This is a genomic window from Streptomyces sp. NPDC014801 (assembly GCF_043082085.1).
Lineage (GTDB): Bacteria > Actinomycetota > Actinomycetes > Streptomycetales > Streptomycetaceae > Streptomyces.
Genome location: NZ_JBIBXG010000013.1, coordinates 1 through 20,708 on the forward strand (window position 1 = coordinate 1; position 20,708 = coordinate 20,708).

Sequence of the window (20,708 nt, forward strand, 5' to 3'; positions counted from 1 at the left end):
CCGCTACGACAAACGCGCCCGCCACTACGAAGCCATGGTCACCCTCGCCTGCCTACTGCTCTGGCTGCCCTGACTTTGCGGACACGACCTAGGGCCCGCCGGTTGTGCGGCGGGTGCGGCCGTGTGGGTGGCTGGTCGCGCGGTTCCCCGCGCCCCTGAGGTCGCCACCGGCGCCCCGCGCTTCGAAGCCGACGCCGGCAGCAGCCGTCCGGCTGCCGCCGGCGTTCGCGTGTGTGCGTTCGCTCAGGGGCGTCCGCGTTGCGTTCGCAAGTGTTCCGCGATGGGCTTGAGGGCCTTGTCCAGCTCCGACAGGGCCTCCGGCGACAGCAGGTCGATGAAGTGGCGCCGGACGGAGTCCACGTGGTGCGGCGCGACCTTCCTCATCGTCTCCATGCCGTGCTCGGTGAGTACCGCGTACAGCCCGCGCCGGTCGGACTCGCAGTTCTCCCGGCGCACGAGGCCCGCGTTCTCCATGCGCGTGATCTGGTGCGAGAGCCGGCTCTTGGACTGCAGCGTGGCGGAGGCGAGGTCACTCATCCGCATCCGCCGCTCGTCCGACTCCGAGAGATTCACCAGGATCTCGTAGTCGTTCATCGTCAGGCCGAACGGCTGCAGATCCTTTTCGAGCTGGTACGTCAGCAGCTTGTTGACCTCCAGATGGGTACGCCAGGCACACTGCTCCGCATCCGTCAGCCACCGCGTGGCCGTCTCGGTCTCCATGAATGAAGTCTACCTAAGAAGTTGAAAGGCGAACTACTGGGGGCGGTGTGACGGTGCGCACGCGTTCGACCCGTCACACTCCGCAGACTACCGCTCACAGCCCGAAGCGACGCTGGAGGTCACCCAGCTGTCCGGGAAGGCGCGGTACCCCCGGTTGTCCCCCGGCCGGACTGTGCGCCCCACCGGAACCCGGTACTCCGGCCTCCGGCGGAACCGCCCCCGTGGGCTGCTCCGCCATCAGCGTCTCGGTGGACTGCAGCAGCACCGTTCCGGCGCCGACGAACTCGAACTGGTGCTCCTCACCGGAGGCCCCGCCGAGGCCCGTCATCGCACGTAGACCGCCCATCACACCCGTCAGGTACCCGTGGTCGTAGTGATGGCACGGGGACGGGCAGTCGGCCCACCCGACGAGCGCCTGCGGGTCCACCCGGATCGGGGGTTCCATGAACACCACCGGCCCGTTAGATGCGGCCACGAACTTTCCGGTTCCGATGAGGGTCAGAAAGCCCGGCACGATCGACTGTTTGAGCGAAAGACTTGGCTGAAAAGCGAGCAGATTGCCGGAGCGAATGGTCAAGTTGCCGTCGTCCAGGTCGTACGAGTTGACATCGAAGGCCCGGTCGGCGAGCAGCATCTTGCCCGAGCCCTCGGCCACGACCCAGTCGCTCGCGTGCAGAGGCGAATGGAAGGACGTGCGCACCAGACGGTCCAGCCGCCCGTGCCCGATCCCGTTGAACTCGATCGCCCCGTAGTAGGCGATCATCTTCCCCTTCTGCAGGAACCACTGGCTCCCCTTGAGCTCCACGCAGAAGGTGTACGCGTTGACGTTGTCGTCGACGGGCAGAGTCGCCGGGTCGTGCACGACCGGCCCGGCGCCGTACGGGGTGCTCACAGCTTCTCCTCCGAGGCCTGGACGTACACCGAGCCGCTGCCGCTGAGCTCCAGCTGGAAAGCCTCGCCGGAACCGCGGCCCACCATGTCCCGCCAGCCGAGCGCGGTCGACAGCTTGTTGCGCACGTCGCCGTGGTGGGCGACGTAGGCCTGCGGGTCCACATGCACCGGCCGCTGCGGGGTGATCGGGATCTCGAAGACCCCGCCGTGCGCCATCACGGCGACCGCCCCGTGGCCCTTCAGCGACGTGGTGAACAGCCCCTGGCCGCTCACCTGACCCCGGACCATGCCCATGACGCCGCCCTGCGCCCCCAGGAACACGGTGCCCTGCGTCAGGGTGCCCTCGAAGGCGAGCAGCCGGTCGGCCTCGACGTACAGGGTGTCGCCGGTGAGGTGGATGACCTGGACGTGGTGGCCGCCGTGCCCGAACAGCACGGTGCCGCTGCCCTCGACCGTCATCAGCGGCGTCGCCTCGTTCGCGATGCGCCGCCCGATCATCGACAGGACGCCGCCCTGGCCGCCCTGCACGTTCGGGGTGAAGGACACCTCGCCCCGGTAGGCGAGCATCGCGCCGCGCTGGCTGTACAGCCGCTGCCCCGGCACCACGGTCGCCTCGACCATCTTGGAGTTGATCTCGCGGAAGGCCATCTCAGACGTCCCCCGCGATCGTGTTGCGCTCGCTCGGCTGCACGTACACCAGCCCGTCCCCCTCGAAGCGGATCTGGAAGGCCTCGCCGCCGCCCTCGCCCAGGAACGTGCGGAACGTCACACCCGACTGGGCGGACTGGCGCAGGTTGCCCTGATGGGCCACATAGGCGCCCGGGTCGACGCTCAGCGGGTACTGCGGCGACACCCGCAGCACCACCGCCGGCCCGTCCGAGGTGATCGCCGCCTGCCCGTGCCCCTCCACCGTCGTGGTGAACAGCCCGTTGCCCTGCGAGGCGCCGCGCAGCCCGGTGAACGTCGTGCCCGTCCGCAGGCCCGCGTCCGTCGCGAGCAGATTGCTCGACTCGACGTACAGCTTGTCCCCCTGGAGCGTCACCAGGTTGATCTCCGCCGCCCGGTCGGCGAACCAGCAGGTCCCGTGCCCCTTCACCTCCATCACCGTCATCTGCTCACCGGTGAGGCGCCGGGTCACCATCCCCCGCAGGCCCTCACCGCCACCCGTCAGCTTCTTGAAGGCCATCTGTCCGTCGTACGCGACCATGGAGCCGTTCTTCGCCTTCACGGTGTCCCCGGTCATGTCGACGGCGAGCACCTTGCTGCCCTGCAGTCGGAACATCGCCACGCAAGGAAAGTAGCGGCCGGTGGGAAGGGCGGACAGAGCCCCTGGGCGGAGAACGACCCTGAGCGGACCCCTACGGGGCGTGTTTGCCACAATGGGCGCACGCTTGTGCTTCCGTTCACAAACCGCAGTGCCCCCACGACCGAAGGTGACCCGTGGACCTCAAGACCGCCACCGCCCTCCGACGCCTCCGCCTGGTCTCCGCGCCCGAGGCCGTGTCCTTCCTGATCCTGCTCGTCTGCTCGGTCCTGAAGCGGACCACGGACTTCGACGCGGTCCCCGTGATGGGCATGGTCCACGGCGTGCTGTTCGTCCTGTACGTGCTCTTCTGGGCGGACGCCTGGAACCGCGCCAAGTGGCCGCTGAAGACCGCCGCGCTCTACTTCGTGCTGTCGGTCCTGCCGACCGGCGGCTTCTTCGCCGAGCGCAAGCTGCGCCGTGAGGCCGAGGACGCCGTCATCGCCGCCCGCGCCCGCAAGGAAGGGGTCGTCAACGCATGATCGTCGCCTTCTCCGTGACGCCCCTCGGCGTCGGCGAGGACGTGGGGGAGTACGTCGCCGACGCCGTCCGTGTGGTCCGCGAGTCCGGGCTGCCCCACCGCACCGACGCGATGTTCACCTCGATCGAGGGCGAGTGGGACGAGGTGATGGACGTCGTCAAGCGCGCCGTCGCCGCCGTCGAGGCCCGCGCGCCCCGCGTCTCCGTCGTCCTCAAGGCCGACATCCGCCCCGGCGTGACGGACGGCCTCACCTCCAAGGTGGAGACGGTCGAACGCCACCTGTCGCCTGCGGCGCCTGACCGGGTGGATTCCTGATCATCGCCGGGTGCGGGCCGGCGGTGGGCCGGCCGCGCAGTTCCCCGCGCCCCTGAGGGGGTCGCCGTCACCCCCTGTCGCCGTGGCAAGGCGCCGGGCGCCCCGCACCCGCCTGCGTCAGTCGTGCGGGGTGCCCGCCGTCAGGGCCATGCCCAGCGGAGTGCGTTCGTACAGGACCTGATGGCCGTAGCGGCGGCCGACGAGCAGGCCCGCGTCGCGCAGGGTCGTCAGGTGGGCGGAGACCGAGGACGGGGCCAGGCCCAGCCGGTGGGCGAGGGCCGTGGTGCTCGCCGGCTCGGCCAGCGCGGTCAGGACGGCCGCCCGGCCCCGGCCCAGCAGCCGTACCAGCGCCCCGGGCGCGTCACCGGCGGGCTCGGTCCACAGCCCGCCGATCCCGCGCGCCGGATAGACGAGCGTCGGCTGCCACGGCGGCTCGAAGGTGGACACCACGTCCGGCCAGACGAAGACGCTCGGCATCAGGACCAGGCCCTGCCCGCCGAGGTGCCGCTCGTGCTCGCCCTGGTACTCCACGGTGAGCGTCCCCGCGTGCCAGCCGAAGCGCCGGTTGATCTCCGGCAGCAGCCCGCCGAGACCCACCTCGGCCAGCCGCCGGGAGTGAAAGGCGATGTCCGCCTCCAGCAGGGCCCGCAGCCGCGGCCAGTGCGGCTCCACCAGGGCGTGCCACACCGCCTCCAGCGCGTCCGCCAGCTCCCGCACCATCCGCTCCGGATCCGCCAGCCAGGCCCGGCCGCGCGCGGACTGAAGCGCGCCCGGGGTGTCCGCCAGGGAACGGGCCGTGTCCGCGCGGGCGGCCACCGGGTCGGCCGCACGGACCGCGGCGATCTCCTCCTCGAAGCCGGCCGCGGGGCCGATCGGCGGCGGGCACAGCCAGTCGGGGGAGTGGCCGCGCCGCGGCATCAGCAGCCACAGCGCGGACAGGTCCAGCCCGTCGGCCGCCGCGCCGATCCCGCGCAGCCACCGGACGTGGTAGCCGTGCCGCTCCGTCCGCTTGAGGGTGCGGACCACCTCCTGCGTCTCCCACAGCGGCGACAGCGCGAACCGGCAGCGCAGGAAGTCGTCCTCCCCGAAGTGCAGCAGAGACGGCACGGGCACCTCGCGAAGATTCGGCTGGAGCCGAAAGTCTAGAACCGCCCTTGCCGCCCGGCGACCCTGCTGCGCATGCCCGACCAGACCACCGCCCCGCCCGCCCCCACCGGCTATCTGCGCCTTTTCCAGGTCCGCGAGTTCCGCGCCGTCTTCGCGGCGCACGCCCTGTCCCTGCTCGGCCTCGTCGTCGCCGAGATCGCGCTGTCCGTCCTGGTGTACGACCAGACCGGCTCACCGCTGCTCAGCGCGCTCGCCTTCGCGCTCGGCTTCCTGCCCTACCTGATCGGCGGGACACTGCTCGCCTCCCTCGCCGACCGCCACCCGGCCCGCCGCGTGCTCGTGCTCTGCGACCTGGTGTGCGCGGCCTGCGTGGCACCCATGGCGGTGCCCGGCACCGGCATCGCCGTCCTGCTGGCGCTGCGCTGCGGTCTCGCCGTCGTCGCGCCGGTCTTCCAGGGCACCCGGATGGCCACGCTCGCCGACATCCTCGGCGACGGCGACCTGTTCGTGCTGGGCCGCTCCCTGCTGCGGATCGTCTCGCAGAGCGCGCTCCTCACCGGCTTCGGCCTCGGCGGCGTACTGCTCACCGCCGTGTCGCCGCGGCACGCGCTGCTCATCACCGTGGGCACCTTCCTCGGCTCGGCGGCCCTGCTGCGGTTCGGCACCCCTCGCCGGCCCGCGCGGACCCGCGCCGGCGGGGCGCTGGTCGCCGACTCGCTGCGCGGCGCCCGGCAGGTGCTGGCCCACCGGCGGGTGCGCGTCCTGCTGCTGCTCTTCTGGATCCCGCCGCTCTTCGCCGTCGTCCCCGAGGCGCTGGCCGCGCCGTACGCCGCCGGGCTGGGCGCCGGCTCGGCGGGCCTCGGCCTGCTGATGTGCGCGCTGCCCGTCGGCACGATCGCCGGCGAGCTGTTCGCGGGCGCCCGGCTGCGCCCCGCCACGCGCGAGAGGATCGCGCTGCCCCTGGTCTGCGTCACCCTGCTGCCGTACGCCGGATACGCCCTGCGGCCGGGCCTCGCGGTGTCCCTGCTGCTGCTCGTCCTCTCCGGGGCCGGCGCCGCCTACACCCTGGGCCTGGACCAGTGGCTGGTGCGGGACGTGCCCGGGGAGCTGCGCGGCCGGGCCATGACCCTGCTCACGGCGGGCCTGATGACGCTCCAGGGCGTGGGCATGGCGCTGGCCGGGGTGGTGGCGGAGTTCGCCGGGGTCACCGCCACCGTCGCGGGGGCGGGGCTGCTGGGGACGGCGGTGTGCGCGGTGCTGGCGGGGGAGGCCCGGCGCACCCGTCACGCGGCGCCGGCGACCGAAAGGCGAGACAGTGCTGACCGCCATATGACCGGCGGGTAGGGTCTGATGACGTGCCGAAGCCACTCAGCCTCCCGTTCGACCCCATCGCCCGCGCCGACGAGCTGTGGAAGCAGCGCTGGGGCAGCGTCCCGGCCATGGCCGCGATCACGTCGATCATGCGCGCGCAACAGATCCTGCTGTCCGAGGTGGACGCGGTGGTCAAGCCGTACGGGCTGACGTTCGCGCGGTACGAGGCGCTGGTGCTGCTCACCTTCTCCAAGGCGGGCGAGCTGCCGATGTCGAAGATCGGCGAGCGGCTGATGGTGCATCCCACCTCCGTGACGAACACCGTCGACCGCCTGGTCACGGCAGGTCTGGTGGCCAAGCGCCCCAACCCGAACGACGGTCGCGGCACCCTCGCCTCCATCACCGACAAGGGCCGCGAGGTCGTCGAGGCCGCCACCCGCGACCTGATGGCGATGGACTTCGGCCTCGGCGTCTACGACGCGGAGGAGTGCGCGGAGATCTTCGCCATGCTGCGGCCGCTGCGGGTCGCGGCGAAGGACTTCGACGAGGAGTAGGGTTTCCGCGGGTCAGCGCGCTGCTCTCCGCCGGTGCGGAGGTGTCCCGAAGAGGGTGCTTACCCGATGCCGGGTGATGGACCGCTCCCCCGCTGCCGCGGGGGTTTTTCGGGCGGTTACGCTCGTATGCATGAAACGAAGCGTGCTGACCCGCTACCGCGTCATGGCCTACGTCACGGGCGTGCTGCTGGTTCTGCTGACCCTCGGCTGCATCGCCAAGTACGGCGCCGACATGAACGGGGCGGACAGCTTCGTCAAGATCGTCGGTATCGCGCACGGCTGGCTCTACGTCGTGTACCTGATCTTCGCCTTCGACCTGGGCTCCAAGGCGAAGTGGCCGGTCGCCAAGCAGCTGTGGGTGCTGCTCGCCGGCACCATCCCGACGGCCGCGTTCTTCGTCGAGCGCAAGGTCAGCCGCGAGCTGGAGGCCAAGGTCGCCGACCCGGCCCCCGCGGTCGCCAAGGCCTGACGCCGCCGCGCCTCCCGGCGCCGGCCCCCACCGCCGTACACCTGTACGGCGGTCAGCCATCGACATTTACTAGGACGTCCTAGTAAATTCGAGGGTATGGACGCTGACGCCATCGAGGAGGGCCGCCGCCGCTGGCAGGCCCGGTACGACGCCGCACGCAAGCGCGACGCAGACTTCACCACGCTCTCCGGCGACCCCGTGGAGCCCGTGTACGGGCCCCGGCCCGGGGACACGTACGAGGGCTTCGAGCGGATCGGCTGGCCCGGGGAGTACCCCTTCACGCGCGGGCTGTATCCGACCGGCTACCGAGGGCGGACGTGGACCATCCGGCAGTTCGCCGGGTTCGGCAACGCCGAGCAGACCAACGAGCGCTACAAGATGATCCTCGGCAACGGCGGCGGCGGCCTGTCCGTCGCCTTCGACATGCCGACGCTCATGGGCCGCGACTCCGACGACCCGCGCTCGCTCGGCGAGGTCGGGCACTGCGGTGTCGCCATCGACTCCGCCGCCGACATGGAGGTGCTGTTCAAGGGCATCCCGCTCGGGGACGTCACCACCTCCATGACCATCAGCGGGCCCGCCGTGCCCGTCTTCTGCATGTACCTGGTGGCCGCCGAGCGCCAGGGCGTCGACCCGGGCGTGCTCAACGGCACGCTCCAGACCGACATCTTCAAGGAGTACATCGCCCAGAAGGAGTGGCTCTTCCAGCCGGAGCCCCATCTGCGCCTCATCGGCGACCTGATGGAGTACACCAGCGCGAGGATCCCCGCCTACAAGCCGCTGTCCGTCTCCGGCTACCACATCCGCGAGGCCGGCGCGACGGCCGCGCAGGAGCTGGCGTACACCCTCGCGGACGGCTTCGGATACGTCGAGCTGGGGCTGTCGCGCGGGCTGGACGTGGACGTGTTCGCGCCCGGCCTGTCCTTCTTCTTCGACGCGCACGTCGACTTCTTCGAGGAGATCGCCAAGTTCCGCGCGGCGCGGCGCATCTGGGCGCGGTGGATGCGGGACGTGTACGGCGCGAAGTCCGAGAAGTCCCAGTGGCTGAGGTTCCACACGCAGACCGCGGGTGTCTCGCTGACCGCCCAGCAGCCGTACAACAACGTCGTGCGCACGGCCGTGGAGGCGCTCGCCGCCGTCCTCGGCGGCACCAACTCGCTGCACACCAATGCCCTCGACGAGACCCTCGCCCTGCCCAGCGAGCAGGCCGCGGAGATCGCGCTGCGCACGCAGCAGGTGCTGATGGAGGAGACCGGCGTCGCCAACGTGGCCGACCCGCTGGGCGGTTCGTGGTACGTCGAGCAGCTCACCGACCGGATCGAGGCCGACGCGGAGAAGATCTTCGACCAGATCAAGGAGCGGGGGCTGCGGGCGCACCCGGACGGACAGCACCCGATCGGGCCGATCACCTCGGGCATCCTGCGCGGGATCGAGGACGGGTGGTTCACCGGGGAGATCGCGGAGTCCGCGTTCCGGTACCAGCAGGCGCTGGAGAAGAGCGAGAAGCGGGTCGTGGGCGTGAACGTCCACACCGGGTCCGTGACCGGGGACCTGGAGATCCTTCGGGTGAGCCACGAGGTGGAGCGCGAGCAGGTGCGGGTGCTCTCCGAGCGGAAGGCGGCGCGGGACGAGGCCGCGGTGCGGGCGGCTCTGGACGGGATGCTGGACGCTGCGCGGTCCGGGGCGAACATGATCGAGCCGATGCTGGACGCGGTGCGTTCCGAGGCCACGCTCGGGGAGATCTGCGGGGTGCTGCGGGACGAGTGGGGGGTGTACACGGAGCCGGCGGGCTTCTAGGCGCCCGGCGCCTGGGTGAACGCCGTGGGGTGCGCGGCCCGGCGTTGCGGGGTGCCGCTGCGCCCACCCGTGCCGCCCCAGCGGCACGACTGCCCGCGTCTACGGCGCTGGCGCGTCTACGGCGCTGGCGCGTCTACGGCGCAGACGCAGCTACGACGCTGACGCAGCTACGTCGGGGCGGCGGCCCGGGCGGCCCGCGGCTGCGTCGGCTGGGCGCCCCGGCGTCACGGGAGTTGGGTCAGGCCCAGGAGCAGGATCTTCGTGAAGTTGTGGACCCACGTTTCGTCGGCGGGTTCCGCGCTGAAGAGGGTGCGGTGGACCACCGCGCCCGCCACCACGTCGAAGATCAGGTCGGCGGTGCGGGCCGCCTCCGCGGGATCCGTCTCGGGGGGCAGCTCGCCGCGTTCCCTGGCCCGCGCCCGGCCCTCCGTCACCAGCCGCTTCTGACGCTCCACGACGGACTCGCGGATGCGGGCGCGCAGGGCGTCGTCCCGGGTGGATTCGGCCACCACCGCCATCAGGCCGCTCTTGGCCTCCGGGCGGGCCAGGATCGCCGCGAACTGCAGGACCACGCCCTCGATGTCGGCGGCCAGGCTGCCGCGGTCGGGCAGCTCCAACTCGTCGAAGAGTTCCGCGACCGCGTCGACGACCAGTTCGTTCTTGCCCGACCAGCGGCGGTACAGCGTCGTCTTGGCCACCCCGGCCCGTGTCGCCACGTCCCCCAACGTCAGCTTGGACCAGCCCAGTTCGACCAGCGCCTCGCGTGTCGCGGCCAGGATCGCGGCGTCCGCGGCGGCGCTGCGCGGGCGGCCGGGGCGGGCGGCGGGGCTGCGGCTGTGCATGCCTCGACCATATCCGGCCGTTTCCGCGGCGTCGTGAGGGAGATCACCGGGAGGTGGTGTCGCGCGGCGCCCCGATGCCATTACGCTACGACTCGTAGCGAAAGCCCGTGAGGGACGTACACGGGCGACGACCACAGACGCGTGGGTGGGGACCCGGCGTCACCGTACACAGGGGCCGGGCCCGGGGCCGGGACCGGCTTTTCGGATCGTTTTCACGCAGGCGCGCGGACGGGGGAGGATAGACGCATGCAGCCACGGAACATGTCCATGAGCGGCGTCGTCGACCTCGCCGCGGTGAAGGCGGCCCAGGAGGCCAAGGCCAAGGCCGAGCAGGCGCGCGCCGAAGCGGCCCGGCAGGGTGGGGCCGGCGCCGTATCGCCCGCTGATCTCGTCATCGACGTCGACGAGGCCGGCTTCGAGCGCGATGTCCTGCAGCGCTCCGCCGAGGTGCCCGTCGTCATCGACTTCTGGGCCGAGTGGTGCCAGCCCTGCAAGCAGCTGAGCCCGGTGCTGGAGCGGCTCGCCGTCGAGTACAACGGGCGGTTCCTGCTCGCCAAGATCGACGTCGACGCCAACCAGATGCTGATGCAGCAGTTCGGGATCCAGGGGATCCCGGCCGTCTTCGCGGTCGTCGCGGGGCAGGCGCTGCCGCTCTTCCAGGGGGCGGCCGGCGAGGAGCAGATCCGCCAGACCCTCGACCAGCTGGTGGCCGTCGCCGAGCAGCGCTTCGGTCTCACCGGCCTGACCGTCGACCCGGAGGCCGAGCCGGGCGGCCCGGCCGCCGACGCCGTGCCGGCCGGTCCCTACGAGGCCGCGCTGAACGCGGCCGCGCAGGCGCTGGACGCGGGCGACCTGGGCGGTGCGATCCAGGCGTACAAGAACGTGCTGGCCGACGACCCTGCCCACCCGGAGGCCAAACTGGGCCTCGCCCAGGCCGAGTTGCTGCAGCGGGTGCAGAACCTGGACCCGCAGCAGGTGCGCAAGGAGGCCGCCGAGAAGCCCGCCGACCCGCAGGCGCAGATCGCCGCCGCCGACCTGGACCTGGTGGGCGGTCACGTCGAGGACGCCTTCGGCCGGCTGGTGGAGACGGTGCGGCGCACGGCGGGCGACGAGCGCGAGGCCGTACGGCTGCGGCTGCTGGAGCTGTTCGAGGTCGTCGGCGCGGAGGATCCGCGGGTGGCGGCGGCCCGGCGGGCGCTCGCGCGGGCGCTGTTCTGAGCCGCGCGGGGACCCTCGCCGCGACCAGTCGCTAAACGCCCGGGCATGTGATGCCCGAGTGAAACATTCGGCCAGACGGCTTCACTGCGGCCGCGCTTTACCAAATCTTGGTAATCGCGGCCGCTGTTACTGCGAGTAAGTCCAGGCAGTGGTTCTGTCGGATTCTGTCCAACGATCAATCGTTTTGTCCGGGCCCTCGGAGACACCGTCCGTCGCCGCCCGAGACCTCTGGGTCGCCGGGCGGTGATCCGGCCGTTACTAGCGAGTAACGAACCCCCTTGTGTCGGCGGCGAGAATGCACCACGATCGGCGACGCTCGGTCCATTCCCGTAGCCCGACAGCCAATCGGGTGGCGGGACTTCCTGGGTCCCCACCGAGCAGAGCCGGCGGCAGTGGCGCCGGCTCTTGGACAGGGGGGTCTTCGCCCACCGCGAAGCCTGTCCAGCAAGGTTGTGCGTGATGCGTGTCAGGCGCGACCAGTGGTTGTCGCTCGGGGGTGATCGCCGGTGATTCGGGCGCGTTCCAGCGCCGCCGAGCTCAGGCGCTTCTTCCCGAGGACGTAGCACTTCTCCCATCCCTGCCCGGCTGAGCCGCCGTCGAGGGGCTGAGGCGGTCAGGAGATGTACGTCCGAGAAGGAGGAAATATGGAGTCCCAGGTGCGTGGCGGGACCAGATGGAAGCGGTTCGCCGTCGTCATGGTGCCCAGCGTGGCAGCCGCGGCGGCGATCGGGGTCGGCCTCGCGCAGGGCGCGCTCGCCGCGTCCTTCAGCGTGTCCGGCCAGGAGTTCAAGGTGTCGGCCGGTCACCTGCACGGTGAGGGCTTCGCCCAGTACGGCGGCATCGACACGGGCTACACCACGACCGAGGGCAAGGACAAGACCGTCCGCCCGGTCGCGATCTCGTCGTTCCAGGACGCCGAGATCACCAAGATGTGTCAGTCCGTGAAGACGGAGATCCCCCTCATAGGGAAGACGATCTACCTCCGTCTGGACGCCGGCCCCGACGACGACCACAAGGTCGTGGCGAAGAACCTGTACATCGACGTGGCCCAGCTCAAGGCCGACGCCACGTTCAACAACATCGACATCGGTGTTGCGGTCAAGGACCAGACCAAGGGTCCGAAGGTCAAGGCGGGCGACAACGTGCTGCCGGGCGGCTTCGCCCAGCAGGCGGACTCGGCCGACCTCTACGGCGTCGAGCAGACGGCCTGGGCGACCACGGCCGGCACCTTCAAGCTGAGCGGCCTGCAGATGCATCTTGGCACCGACCCCAAGATGGAGTGCTACTGACGGTCGCCGCCGCAGGGTGACCTGGCACAGCTGAGCTGACCAGGTGGGGCGGGGGAGTTCCCGCTTCTCCGCCCCGCACCACCCGGCCCGGCGCCGCCCCGCCCCGACTCCACCTTCCGGCTTCTGCACGCCCGCGGCCGAGCCGGTACGTACTTCCACCGGACCCAGGGAGCTGTTTTCCATGAGTGCCGAGACTCCGGTCCAGAGCGCCGGGAACCTCACCCGGCTGCGTCTGCGATTCCGTGACTGGCGGCGCACCCGGCCGTTCTGGGCAGGCCTGTTCACCCTGCTCGGTGGGGTGCCGATCGCCTACTTCCCCTACGCCACGCTCAAGCTGGGCACCATGTCGATCGCCATGGCGACCACCGCCGGCGCCGGCTCCCTCATCATCGGCGTACTGCTGATCACGCTGGGCCTGACCATGTGGTTCCAGAAGGCGACACGGGTCTTCGCCGGTGTCGCGGCGATCCTGCTCGCGCTGGTGTCCCTGGTCGTCTCCAACATCGGCGGCTTCCTGATGGGCTTCCTGCTCGCCCTGATCGGCGGCGCGCTCGCCGTCTCCTGGGCGCCGGCCAAGCCGCGGCCCGCGGCCGCCGAGACCGACGCCGCGCCGCTGGACCCGGACGCGCCGCAGCCGGCGGAGCTGCCCGACGGGGGGCGCCGTGTCGGCTGACGAGGTCCGCACCGAGCGTGCCGCCGCGTCCGACGCCACGGGCCCGCGCCACGCCGCTCCCCGCAAGCCGCTGTTCACCCGCTTCCACCTGCCGGCCGGCAAGGCGATAGCCGTGGCCGCGATGCCGACCGCGGTCCTCATGGCGATGGGGATGACCCCGACGCTGGCCGTCGCCGACGACCACGCGCCCAGTTCGACGTCCAAGCTGGCCGACGACTACAAGGACTGCGTCGACGCGCTGGGCAAGGACGGCAAGGACGCCTCGGCCACCGCGTCGCCGTCCGCCTCGCCGAGCGAGACGGCCCAGGGCACGAAGGACGACGCGACCCCGTCGCCGTCCGCCACCGGCGGCTCCTCCGGCACGTCCTCTTCGTCGGGTTCAGGTTCCGACGACAAGGGCGGCGCCACCGGGAGCACGCCGACCGCCCCGACCTCCTCCGCGCCGAAGTCGGGCGGGAGCGGCGCCTCGACGCCCACCCCGACGCCGTCGCCGTCCGCCACGGACAAGAACCTGCTGGACGGCATCGGCGACGCGCTCGGCGGACTGCTCGGCGGCGGGCAGAAGGACACGCCCTCGCCGTCCGCCTCCGCCACCCCGTCCGCTTCCCCCTCGCCCTCGGCCTCCTCCGCCGGCACGGTGAAGGACACCACCGACAAGGTCACCGGCACCGTCAAGGACACGACCGACAAGGTCACCGGGACGGTCAAGGACACGACCGACAAGGCGACCGGGACGGTCAAGGACACCACCGACAAGGTGACCGGCACCGTCGAGGACACCACCGACGCGGCCGGCAAGGCCGCCGGCGAGGCCACCGCGAGCCCCTCGGCGAGCGCCACGCCGGACGACTGCAAGGTGGCCACCGACGCCGAGGGCGGCGTCGACAACAAGATCCCCGTGGCCGAGGCGCCCTGGCGCCTGGAGGCGAGCTCGCTGCTGCTGAAGGGCGCCGACTACCAGGGCGTCGTCGAGGTGCGGACGAGCAGCGGCAAGACCAAGAAGGTGCTCAAGTACGTCATCTCCGGCGGCACCGACATCGGCGACCTGCACCAGATCGTCAAGGACCCGGGCTCCAGCACGACCTACCACGTGCAGGCGGCCAAGGGCTCGACGTCGACCATCCGCAACGGCGACACGGTGATGTACACCGAGTCCATCTCCGGCAACCTCTTCGGCCTGATCCCGATCACCTTCAGCCCGGACAGCCCGCCGCCGCTGAACATCCCGCTGATCTACTTCACCAACGTGAAGGTCACCCAGGCCGCCCAGTTCGGCGGCACGCTGCACGTGCCCGGCATGCACCTCTACACGGACTGACCGGGCACCCGGACCCCTCAGGCGCGCGCACGCCGGGCGAGCGCGCCCACCAGCCCGTCCGGGAGCCGCACAGACGCCGAGGGCGCCCCCTGTCGCAGGGGGCGCCCTCGGCGCCGTACAGCGGTGTCCGCGGGGATCAGTCGCGGTGGGTGGTCTCGCCGAGGTGGTGGACCCGGACCATGTTGGTGGTGCCGGGGACGCCGGGCGGGGAGCCGGCCGTGATCACGACGACGTCGCCCTCGTTGAAGCGGCCGAGCTTGACCACTTCCTGGTCGACCAGCTCGACCATCTCGTCGGTGCTGTTGACGAACGGCACCACGTACGGGTCGACGCCCCAGCTCAGGGTGAGCTGGTTGCGGGTGCTCTCGTCCGTGGTGAACGCCAGGATCGGCTGGGCCGCGCGGTAGCGGCACAGACGGCGGGCGGTATCGCCGGACTGGGTGAAGGCGATCAGGCCCTTGCCGCCGAGGAAGTCGGCGATCTCGCAGGCCGCGCGGGCCACCGAACCGCCCTGGGTGCGCGGCTTCTTGCCCGGCACCAGCGGCTGCAGGCCCTTGCTCAGCAGCTCCTGCTCGGCCGCCCCGACGATCTTCGACATCGTCTTGACGGTCTCGATCGGGTACGCGCCCACGCTGGACTCGGCCGACAGCATGACCGCGTCCGCGCCGTCCAGGATGGCGTTGGCCACGTCGGAGGCCTCGGCACGGGTCGGGCGGGAGTTGGTGATCATCGACTCCATCATCTGGGTCGCCACGATCACCGGCTTGGCGTTGCGCCGGCACAGCTCGATCAGGCGCTTCTGCACCATCGGGACCTTCTCGAGCGGGTACTCGACGGCCAGGTCGCCGCGGGCGACCATCACGCCGTCGAACGCCATCACGACGTCCTCCATGTTCTGCACCGCCTGCGGCTTCTCCACCTTGGCGATGACGGGGACGCGGCGGCCCTCCTCGTCCATGATGCGGTGGACGTCGGCGACGTCCTTGGCGTCCCGGACGAAGGACAGCGCGACCAGGTCGCAGCCCATGCGCAGCGCGAAGCGCAGGTCCTCGATGTCCTTCTCGGACAGGGCCGGGACGTTGACGGCCGCGCCGGGCAGGTTGATGCCCTTGTGGTCGGAGACGACACCGCCCTCGATGACGATCGACCGCACCCGCGGACCCTCGACCTCGATGACCTTCAGCTCGACGTTGCCGTCGTTGATGAGGATCTGGTCGCCCTTGGCTACGTCGCCGGGCAGGCCCTTGTAGGTGGTGCCGCAGATGTGCTTGTCACCCGGGACGTCCTCGGTCGTGATGACGAACTCGTCACCGCGCTCCAGCTCGACCGGACCCTCGGCGAAGGTCTCCAGGCGGATCTTCGGGCCCTGCAGGTCGGCGAGGACACCGATGGCCCGGCCGGTCTCCTTCTGCGCGGCACGCAGCCGGTCGTACCGGCCCTGGTGCTCGGCGTGGGTGCCGTGGCTGAAGTTGAAGCGGGCCACGTTCATGCCGGCTTCGATCAGCGAGACGAGCTGCTCGTGGGAGTCGACCGCGGGGCCGAGAGTACAGACGATTTTCGAACGGCGCATGGGGCGATCCTATCGGTTTGTTTCGCTCCGGAATATTCCGTCTGGCGGAAAGTACAAATGAGTGCCCTATTGCTCAGGTGCGCTCAGTTGTTGTTCTTTCCGACCAGTGCGTAGGTCTGCGTCGCGATCTCCAGTTCTTCATCCGTGGGTACCACCGCGACCGCCACCCGTGCCCCCGGGGGCGAGATCAGCCGCGGCTCGTCGCCGCGCACCGCGTTCAGCTCCTCGTCGACCGCCAGCCCCAGGCCCGCAAGGCCCTCGACGGCCGCCTGCCGCACCGGCGCGGCGTTCTCCCCGACCCCCGCGGTGAAGGCGACCGCGTCCACCGTGCCGAGCACCGCGTAATAGGCGCCGATGTACTTCTTCAGCCGGTGAATGTAAATGTCGAAGGCGAGTTCCGCCTGCTGGTCGCCCTCGTCGATGCGGCGCCGGATCTCCCGCATGTCGTTGTCCCCGCACAGTCCGAACAGACCGCTCCTCTTGTTGAGGAGAGTGTCGATCTCGTCCATGGACATTCCGCCGACACGAGCCAAATGGAAGATGACGGCCGGGTCGAGATCACCGGAACGCGTACCCATCACGAGCCCCTCCAAAGGCGTCAGCCCCATGGAGGTGTCCACGCACACCCCGCCCCGCACGGCCGAGGCCGACGCCCCGTTGCCCAGGTGGAGCACGATGACGTTCACCTCCTCGGGGGACTTGCCCAGCAGCTTCGCCGTCGCCCGGGAGACGTAGGCGTGCGAGGTGCCGTGGAAGCCGTAGCGGCGGATGCGGTGCCGGTCGGCGATCTTCGGGTCGATCGCGTAGCGGGCCGCCGCCTCCGGCATCGTCGTGTGGAACGCCGTGTCGAAGACCGCCACCTGCGGCAGGTCCGGACGCAGCGCCCGCGCGGTGCGGATCCCGGTGAGGTTGGCCGGGTTGTGCAGCGGCGCGACCGGGATCAGCCGCTCGATCTCGGCGATCACCTCGTCGTCGATGACGGTGGGCTCGGTGAAGAACATCCCGCCGTGCACCACGCGGTGCCCGATCGCGGCCAGTTCGGGGGAGTCGAGGCCGAGCCCGTCCTTGGACAGCTCCTCGGCGACGGCCTTCAGCGCGGCGTCGTGGTCGGCGATCGGGCCGTTGAACTCGCGGGTCTCGCCCCCGGCCAGCGGCGTGTGCCGCAGCCGGGAGGTCTGCTCGCCGATCCGCTCGACCAGCCCGACCGCCAGCCGGCTCTCGTCGCGCATGTCGAGCAGTTGGTACTTCACCGACGAGGAGCCGGAGTTGAGGACGAGGATGCGGGTGCCGGTCACTGCTGGTGTGCCTTCTGGACGGGGGACTGGGCCTGGATCGCCGTGATGGCGACGGTGTTGACGATGTCCTGGACGAGCGCGCCCCGGGACAGGTCGTTGACGGGCTTGTTCAGGCCCTGCAGCACCGGCCCGACCGCGATCGCGCCGGCCGAGCGCTGCACGGCCTTGTAGGTGTTGTTGCCGGTGTTGAGGTCCGGGAAGATCAGCACGCTGGCCTGGCCGGCGACCTCGGAGCCGGGCAGCTTGGTCGCGGCGACCGACGGCTCGACGGCGGCGTCGTACTGGATGGGGCCCTCGATCTTCAGGTCCGGGCGGCGCAGCCGGGTCAGCTCGGTCGCCTCGCGCACCTTGTCCACGTCGGCGCCGGAGCCCGAGGTGCCGGTGGAGTACGACAGCATCGCGATCCGCGGCTCCACGCCGAACTGCGCGGCCGTGGTCGCCGACTGCATCGCGATGTCGGCGAGCTGCTCGGCGTCCGGGTCCGGGTTGACCGCGCAGTCGCCGTAGACGAGCACCTTGTCGGCCAGGCACATGAAGAACACCGACGACACGATCGAGGCGTCCGGCTTGGTCTTGATGATCTCGAAGGCGGGACGGATGGTGGCCGCGGTGGAGTGCACCGAGCCGGACACCATGCCGTCGGCCAGGCCCTCGGCGACCATCAGGGTGCCGAAGTAGTTCACGTCGGAGACCACGTCGTAGGCCAGCTCGACGGTGACGCCCTTGTGGGCGCGCAGGGTCGCGTACTTCTCGGCGAACCCGTCGCGCAGCTCGCTCGTCGCCGGGTCGATCAGCTGCGAGTCGCCGAGGTCGATGCCGAGGTCGGCGGCCTTCTTGCGGATCTGGTCGACCGGGCCCAGCAGCGTCAGGTCGCACACCCCGCGGCGCAGCAGCACCTCGGCGGCGTGCAGCACCCGCTCCTCGGTGCCCTCCGGCAGCACCACCCGGCGCTTGTCGGCACGGGCCCGCTCCAGCAGCTTGTGCTCGAACATCATCGGCGTGACGCGGTCGCTGCTGGGCGCCGAGACCCGCTTGTTCAGGTCGGCGGTGTCGACGTACCGCTCGAACAGGCCGAGCGCGGTCTCCGCCTTGCGCGGGGTGGCCGCGTTCAGCTTGCCCTCCAGGGAGAACAGCTGCGCGGCGGTCGGGAAGCTGTTGCCGGACACCGACAGCACCGGGGTGCCCGGGGCGAGCCGGGCGGCCAGGGTGAGGATGTCCTCGCCGGGCACCTCGTCCAGGGTGAGCAGCACCCCGGCTATCGGCGGGGTGCCGGCGCTGTGCGCGGCCAGTGAGCCGACGACCAGGTCGGCGCGGTCGCCGGGGGTGACGACCAGGCAGCCCGGGGTCAGAGCGGCGAGGAAGTTCGGCAGCATCGCGCCGCCGAAGACGAAGTCCAGCGCGTCCCGGGCGAGCCCGGAGTCGTCGCCGAGCAGCACCTTCGCGCCCAGCGCGTGCGCGATCTGCGACACGGTCGGCGCGGACAGCGCCGGCTCGTCCGGGACGACGTAGCACGGCACCGGCAGCCGCCCGGCGAGCCGTTCGGCGATCGTGTCGCGGTCCTCGCGGGCCACCCGGTTGGTGACCATCGCCAGCACGTCGCAGCCCAGGCCGTCGTAGGCCCGGTAGGCGTTGCGGGTCTCGGCGAGCACCGAGTCCGCGGCCTGCCCCCGGCCACCCACGACCGGGATCACCGAGGCGCCGAACTCGTTGGCCAGGCGCGCGTTCAGCGACAGCTCGTCGGGCAGCTGGGTGGCGGCGAAGTCGGTGCCGAGGACCAGGACCACGTCGTAGTCGCGGGCCACCAGGTGGAAGCGGTCGACGAGGGCGGCGACCAGCTCGTCGGTGCCGCGCTCGGCCTGCAGCGCGGACGCCTCGTCGTAGCCCATGCCGTAGACGGTCGCCGGGTCCTGGGAGAGCCGGTAGCGGGCGCGCAGCAGCTCGAAGAGCCGGTCGGGCCCGTCGTGCACGAGCGGGCGGAAGACGCCCACCCGGTCGACCTGCCGGGTCAGGAGTTCCATGACCCCCAGCTCGACGACCTGGCGGCCGTCGCCGCGGTCGATACCGGTCACGTACACGCTGCGCGTCACGTGTGCTCTCCGTTTCGTCTGTGGGATCTACGGCTGGTTCGTCGGTGGGATCCACGGCCGTCTCCGGCGGCGGGAGCCGCGGCTGCGCGGTCCCCGTCCGCGTCGTCCGTCCCAGGCTTGCACCACCGTGTACAAAAATCGCCCACGGAGGTGAGCGGAACCCTCTTGACAATACCCCTGGGCACAGATAAGGCGCCCGTCAGGACGTTCCGTGGCCGGGGACGTGGAACAATCGGGAGGAGCTCACCGGTACCCACAGCGAGCAGGAGACACAGCACGATGCGCATCGGAGTTCTCACCGCAGGCGGCGACTGCCCCGGCCTGAACGCCGTCATCCGGTCGGTCGTGCACCGGGCGGTGGACAACTACGGCGACGAGGTCATCGGCTTCGAGGACGGCTACGCCGGCCTGCTCGACGGGCGCTACCGCGGCCTCGACCTGAACGCCGTCAGCGGCATCCTCGCCCGCGGCGGCACGATCCTCGGCTCCTCCCGGCTGGAGCGCGACCGGCTGCGCGAGGCCTGCGAGAACGCCGCCGACATCGTCAGCGACTTCGGCATCGACGCGCTCATCCCGATCGGCGGCGAGGGCACGCTGACCGCGGCCCGCATGCTCTCCGACGCGGGCCTGCCGGTCGTCGGCGTCCCCAAGACCATCGACAACGACATCTCCTCCACCGACCGCACCTTCGGCTTCGACACCGCCGTCGGCGTCGCCACCGAGGCCATGGACCGGCTGAAGACCACCGCCGAGTCCCACCAGCGCGTGATGGTCGTCGAGGTGATGGGCCGGCACGCCGGCTGGATCGCCCTGGAGTCCGGCATGGCCGCCGGCGCCCACGGCATCTGCCTGCCCGAACGCCCCTTCGACCCGGGCGACCTGGTGAAGATGGTCGAGGAGCGCTTCGCGCGCGGCAAGAAGTTCGCCGTCGTCTGCGTCGCCGAGGGCGCCCACCCGGCCGAGGGCACCATGGACTACGGCAAGGGCGAGATCGACCAGTTCGGCCACGAGCGCTTCCAGGGCATCGGCACCGCGCTGGCCCACGAGCTGGAACGGCGCCTGGGCAAGGAGGCCCGCCCGGTCATCCTCGGCCACGTCCAGCGCGGCGGCACGCCCACCGCGTACGACCGCGTCCTCGCCACCCGCTTCGGCTGGCACGCCGTGGAGGCCGCGCACCGCGGCGAGTTCGGCAAGATGACCGCGCTGCGCGGCACGGACATCGTGATGGTGCCGCTGGCGGAGGCGGTGACCGAGCTGAAGACGGTCCCCAAGGACCGCATGGACGAGGCAGAGTCGGTCTTCTAGGCCCCCTAGGGGGTGTCTCGTCGATCACGCCGGGCTCGCGGCGCCTGGCACCGCACCTCGCCGCGTTGTCGTCGGTCCCCGATGCTCCGCATCGACTCCCTCCTCCGCCTTGCGATGCACGGCACCAGACGCCGCTCCCTGATCCGCCCTGATCGACGAGACA

At 71.1% G+C, this 20,708-nt stretch carries 20 protein-coding genes; 11 read left to right on the plus strand and 9 right to left on the minus strand.

The window, feature by feature from the left end:
• Positions 1-243: 243 nt before the first annotated feature.
• The 4 genes from ACF1AL_RS29560 to ACF1AL_RS29575 all read right to left on the minus strand — a co-directional run bounded on the left by ACF1AL_RS29560 (position 244) and on the right by ACF1AL_RS29575 (position 2,893).
• Entirely contained in the window at positions 244-720 is a 477-nt protein-coding gene (locus ACF1AL_RS29560) for a MarR family transcriptional regulator (RefSeq protein ID WP_366841195.1), read from the minus strand.
• 94 nt (positions 721-814) lie between these two features.
• Positions 815-1,612, minus strand: coding sequence for an AIM24 family protein (locus tag ACF1AL_RS29565; RefSeq protein ID WP_384206762.1), 798 nt, complete (start codon positions 1,610-1,612; stop codon positions 815-817).
• Positions 1,609-2,259, minus strand: a complete 651-nt coding sequence (locus tag ACF1AL_RS29570; protein ID WP_391657139.1) for an AIM24 family protein — start codon at positions 2,257-2,259, stop codon at positions 1,609-1,611. Before ACF1AL_RS29570 ends, ACF1AL_RS29565 begins: the two co-directional genes overlap by 4 nt.
• A gap of 1 nt (position 2,260) precedes the next feature.
• On the minus strand, positions 2,261-2,893 hold the full coding sequence (locus tag ACF1AL_RS29575; protein WP_391828306.1) for an AIM24 family protein: 633 nt from the start codon (positions 2,891-2,893) through the stop codon (positions 2,261-2,263).
• A 158-nt stretch (positions 2,894-3,051) separates the two neighbouring features.
• Here ACF1AL_RS29575 and ACF1AL_RS29580 point away from each other — a divergent pair, with 158 nt between their 5' ends.
• Both ACF1AL_RS29580 and ACF1AL_RS29585 read left to right on the plus strand, forming a co-directional pair.
• Positions 3,052-3,396: a DUF3817 domain-containing protein gene (locus ACF1AL_RS29580; protein ID WP_366841200.1), complete on the plus strand. Its 345-nt coding sequence runs from the start codon at positions 3,052-3,054 to the stop codon at positions 3,394-3,396.
• Positions 3,393-3,710 carry an MTH1187 family thiamine-binding protein gene (locus ACF1AL_RS29585; RefSeq protein ID WP_391828151.1) on the plus strand — a complete coding sequence of 106 codons (318 nt, stop codon included), beginning with the start codon at positions 3,393-3,395 and terminating at the stop codon, positions 3,708-3,710. Before ACF1AL_RS29580 ends, ACF1AL_RS29585 begins: the two co-directional genes overlap by 4 nt.
• A gap of 117 nt (positions 3,711-3,827) precedes the next feature.
• On the opposite strand, the gene ACF1AL_RS29590 is transcribed toward ACF1AL_RS29585, so the two are convergent.
• A complete protein-coding gene (locus ACF1AL_RS29590; protein WP_391828308.1) occupies positions 3,828-4,817 on the minus strand; it encodes a DUF5937 family protein in 990 nt (329 codons plus the stop codon).
• A gap of 72 nt (positions 4,818-4,889) precedes the next feature.
• Between ACF1AL_RS29590 and ACF1AL_RS29595 the strand changes: the two genes are divergently transcribed.
• From ACF1AL_RS29595 to ACF1AL_RS29610, 4 genes are all read left to right on the plus strand, one after another.
• Positions 4,890-6,161 (plus strand): MFS transporter, encoded by a 1,272-nt coding sequence (locus ACF1AL_RS29595; protein ID WP_391828153.1) that lies wholly within the window; start codon positions 4,890-4,892, stop codon positions 6,159-6,161.
• A gap of 11 nt (positions 6,162-6,172) precedes the next feature.
• Positions 6,173-6,682, plus strand: a complete 510-nt coding sequence (locus tag ACF1AL_RS29600) for a MarR family transcriptional regulator (RefSeq protein ID WP_366841204.1) — start codon at positions 6,173-6,175, stop codon at positions 6,680-6,682.
• 130 nt (positions 6,683-6,812) lie between these two features.
• Positions 6,813-7,151, plus strand: a complete 339-nt coding sequence (locus ACF1AL_RS29605; RefSeq protein WP_366841205.1) for a DUF3817 domain-containing protein — start codon at positions 6,813-6,815, stop codon at positions 7,149-7,151.
• A 96-nt stretch (positions 7,152-7,247) separates the two neighbouring features.
• The gene (locus ACF1AL_RS29610) at positions 7,248-8,948 is read left to right on the plus strand and encodes a methylmalonyl-CoA mutase (protein ID WP_391828155.1); all 1,701 of its coding nucleotides are present in this window, start codon (positions 7,248-7,250) and stop codon (positions 8,946-8,948) included.
• A gap of 224 nt (positions 8,949-9,172) precedes the next feature.
• On the opposite strand, the gene ACF1AL_RS29615 is transcribed toward ACF1AL_RS29610, so the two are convergent.
• On the minus strand, positions 9,173-9,790 hold the full coding sequence (locus ACF1AL_RS29615; RefSeq protein ID WP_366841207.1) for a TetR/AcrR family transcriptional regulator: 618 nt from the start codon (positions 9,788-9,790) through the stop codon (positions 9,173-9,175).
• A gap of 246 nt (positions 9,791-10,036) precedes the next feature.
• On the opposite strand from ACF1AL_RS29615, the gene ACF1AL_RS29620 reads away from it, so the two are divergent.
• The 4 genes from ACF1AL_RS29620 (at position 10,037) to ACF1AL_RS29635 (ending at position 14,288) form a co-directional block, all read left to right on the plus strand.
• Positions 10,037-11,008: a tetratricopeptide repeat protein gene (locus ACF1AL_RS29620; RefSeq protein WP_366841208.1), complete on the plus strand. Its 972-nt coding sequence runs from the start codon at positions 10,037-10,039 to the stop codon at positions 11,006-11,008.
• A 644-nt stretch (positions 11,009-11,652) separates the two neighbouring features.
• Positions 11,653-12,297 carry a DUF6230 family protein gene (locus tag ACF1AL_RS29625; protein WP_366841209.1) on the plus strand — a complete coding sequence of 215 codons (645 nt, stop codon included), beginning with the start codon at positions 11,653-11,655 and terminating at the stop codon, positions 12,295-12,297.
• A gap of 181 nt (positions 12,298-12,478) precedes the next feature.
• Positions 12,479-12,970, plus strand: a complete 492-nt coding sequence (locus ACF1AL_RS29630) for a DUF6114 domain-containing protein (RefSeq protein ID WP_391657136.1) — start codon at positions 12,479-12,481, stop codon at positions 12,968-12,970.
• Positions 12,960-14,288, plus strand: a complete 1,329-nt coding sequence (locus ACF1AL_RS29635) for a hypothetical protein (RefSeq protein ID WP_391828157.1) — start codon at positions 12,960-12,962, stop codon at positions 14,286-14,288. The genes ACF1AL_RS29630 and ACF1AL_RS29635 overlap by 11 nt, the downstream gene beginning before the upstream one ends.
• A gap of 136 nt (positions 14,289-14,424) precedes the next feature.
• Here the strand turns inward: ACF1AL_RS29635 and pyk are convergent, their stop codons facing one another.
• From pyk to pta, 3 genes are all read right to left on the minus strand, one after another.
• Positions 14,425-15,858 carry a pyruvate kinase gene (pyk, locus tag ACF1AL_RS29640; RefSeq protein ID WP_391828159.1) on the minus strand — a complete coding sequence of 478 codons (1,434 nt, stop codon included), beginning with the start codon at positions 15,856-15,858 and terminating at the stop codon, positions 14,425-14,427.
• 83 nt (positions 15,859-15,941) lie between these two features.
• The gene (locus tag ACF1AL_RS29645) at positions 15,942-17,153 is read right to left on the minus strand and encodes an acetate kinase (protein ID WP_391698041.1); all 1,212 of its coding nucleotides are present in this window, start codon (positions 17,151-17,153) and stop codon (positions 15,942-15,944) included.
• Positions 17,150-19,240: a phosphate acetyltransferase gene (gene pta, locus ACF1AL_RS29650; RefSeq protein WP_391698044.1), complete on the minus strand. Its 2,091-nt coding sequence runs from the start codon at positions 19,238-19,240 to the stop codon at positions 17,150-17,152. Before pta ends, ACF1AL_RS29645 begins: the two co-directional genes overlap by 4 nt.
• A gap of 279 nt (positions 19,241-19,519) precedes the next feature.
• On the opposite strand from pta, the gene ACF1AL_RS29655 reads away from it, so the two are divergent.
• Entirely contained in the window at positions 19,520-20,545 is a 1,026-nt protein-coding gene (locus ACF1AL_RS29655) for an ATP-dependent 6-phosphofructokinase (RefSeq protein ID WP_366841215.1), read from the plus strand.
• The last annotated feature ends 163 nt before the right edge of the window (positions 20,546-20,708 follow it).